Raw genomic sequence first — 1,559 nt, 5'->3', positions numbered from 1 at the left:
ACCAGGGTGGTATTTCAAGATTGGCTCCACCGAAACTAGCGTCTCGGTTTCAAAGCCTCCCACCTATCCTACACAAGTAAGATCAAAGTTCAATGTCAAGCTGCAGTAAAGGTTCACGGGGTCTTTCCGTCTAGCCGCGGGTACACCGCATCTTCACGGCGAATTCGATTTCACTGAGTCTCTGCTGGAGACAGCGCCCCCATCATTATGCCATTCGTGCAGGTCGGAACTTACCCGACAAGGAATTTCGCTACCTTAGGACCGTTATAGTTACGGCCGCCGTTTACTGGGGCTTCGATCAAGAGCTTCGCTTACGCTAACCCCATCAATTAACCTTCCAGCACCGGGCAGGCATCACACCCTATACGTCCACTTTCGTGTTTGCAGAGTGCTATGTTTTTAATAAACAGTTGCAGGGGCCTGGTTTCTGTGGCTGCCAATAGCTCAAGGAGTAAATCCTATCACCGTCGGCAGCGTACCTTCTCCCGAAGTTACGGTACCATTTTGCCTAGTTCCTTCAGCAGAGTTCTCTCAAGCGCTTTGGTCTACTCGACCTGACCACCTGTGTCGGTTTCGGGTACGATTCCTATGTAACTGAAGCTTAGAGACTTTTCCTGGAAGCATGGTATCAGCCACTTCACTGTACAAGTACAGCTTGCTATCAGTTCTCAGCATAGAGTACCCCGGATTTGCCTAAGATACATGCCTACAACCTTCCACCTGGACAACCAACGCCAGGCTGACTTAACCTTCTCCGTCCTCTCATCGCATTACATAGAAGTATTGGAATATTAACCAATTTCCCATCGACTACGCCTCTCGGCCTCGCCTTAGGGGTCGACTCACCCAGCCCCGATTAACGTTGGACTGGAACCCTTGGTCTTTCAGCGTGCGAGTTTTTCACTCGCATTGTCGTTACTCACGTCAGCATTCGCACTTCTGATACCTCCAGCATACTTCTCAATACACCTTCATCGGCTTACAGAACGCTCCCCTACCACTTGCAATAAATTGCAAATCCGCAGCTTCGGCATATAGTTTTAGCCCCGTTACATCTTCCGCGCAGGCCGACTCGACTAGTGAGCTATTACGCTTTCTTTAAAGGGTGGCTGCTTCTAAGCCAACCTCCTAGCTGTCTATGCCTTCCCACATCGTTTCCCACTTAACTATAATTTTGGGGCCTTAGCTGGCGGTCTGGATTGTTTTCCTCTTGACTACGGACGTTAGCACCCGCAGTCTGTCTCCCGGATAGTACTCATTGGTATTCGGAGTTTGCATCGGTTTGGTAAGTCGGGATGACCCCCTAGCCGAAACAGTGCTCTACCCCCAATGGTATTCGTCCGAGGCGCTACCTAAATAGCTTTCGGGGAGAACCAGCTATCACCGAGTTTGATTAGCCTTTCACCCCTATCCACAAGTCATCCCCTGGCTTTTCAACGACAGTGGGTTCGGTCCTCCAGTTAGTGTTACCCAACCTTCAACCTGCTCATGGATAGATCACCCGGTTTCGGGTCTACACCCAGCAACTAAACGCCCTATTAAGACTCGATTTCTCTACG

Annotated in this window: 1 rRNA gene; it reads right to left on the bottom strand. The window is 50.1% G+C overall.

What is annotated here, in order from left to right:
* Positions 1-1,559: ribosomal RNA gene (locus ACF8FD_RS04935) — 23S ribosomal RNA — on the bottom strand; the annotation flags it as partial.

This window comes from Acinetobacter sp. TYF_19 (genome assembly GCF_043105125.1).
Taxonomy (GTDB): Bacteria; Pseudomonadota; Gammaproteobacteria; order Pseudomonadales; family Moraxellaceae; genus Acinetobacter; species Acinetobacter johnsonii.
The sequence above is the reverse complement of the archived record's forward strand: the minus strand, read 5'-3'. Positions and strand labels throughout refer to the sequence as shown.